This is a genomic window from Thiorhodococcus drewsii AZ1, from assembly GCF_000224065.1.
Taxonomy (GTDB): domain Bacteria; phylum Pseudomonadota; class Gammaproteobacteria; order Chromatiales; family Chromatiaceae; genus Imhoffiella; species Imhoffiella drewsii.
Map to the genome: position 1 here is coordinate 1 of NZ_AFWT01000125.1, position 848 is coordinate 848.

The following is an 848-nucleotide window of genomic DNA, read 5'->3' on the forward strand; positions in this document are numbered from 1 at the left end:
CCCACCAATAGACGTAGCGCCGATCGCTGAGGTCGCGCTGACTCCAGCGCCGATGCTCCTCGCTCCACTGCTGCTTGAGACGCACGATCGTGTTGGCCGACAGCCCCTTGGCTCGATCACCGAGCAACGCCGCGAGCGCCTCCTGATAGTCCCCGGTCGAGATCCCCTTGAGGTAGAGCCAGGGGATCAGTTCCTCGACGCTGCGCGAGCGCTTCAGATACGGCGGCAGCAGGCTCGAGTGGAAGACCGCTCCACCACCACGACGGTCACGGACCTTCGGCACCTTCACCGCGACGTCTCCCAGGCCCGTCTGCACCGTCCGTTCGGGCAGGTAGCCGTTGCGCACCACCGCTCGGCGCCCATCCTCCAGGCGCTGATCGGCATACCCGGCCAGAAAACTCGCCAGCTCCGCCTCGACGGCCTGAGCGATCAGCTCGCGTGCCCCCCTTCTGAGCAACGCATGCAGTGGGTCGTGCTCCTCGATTTTCNGGTTGTGAAAGACCTTCAAGCGTAGACTCGGTCATGGCGTATCCACCTCTGTCGTCTGTGATCTTGGTCGTGACCAGTCGACAGGATACGCCATCCCTCCTCGGGCGCCTGTACACCAGAAATCACAATAACTCCCTTGCCCACATGGCCTAAAAACCACCATGCGTTGGCTACCGTAGAACGGGTGACGGGTGTACTCCGCATCAATCAACCCCAAGAGCATCTGGTCGAACTCGCTGACGACCTCCTCTGTTGAGCGGGTATAGACCCCGGAGCGCGCGACACCGGTCAAGGCCATCTCATTACACACATCTTCATAAGTCATGAGATTCTTTGGCGTATTTGATCCCGGCTGCCAC

2 pseudogenes are annotated in these 848 nt (G+C 61.3%); both read right to left on the reverse strand.

Going from position 1 to position 848, the window contains the following annotated elements:
- Positions 1–524, reverse strand: a pseudogene (locus THIDRDRAFT_RS23340) (IS256-like element ISTdr1 family transposase); the annotation flags it as partial.
- A pseudogene (locus THIDRDRAFT_RS26610) lies at positions 521–848 on the reverse strand (hypothetical protein); the annotation flags it as partial. The pseudogenes THIDRDRAFT_RS26610 and THIDRDRAFT_RS23340, both read right to left, overlap by 4 nt.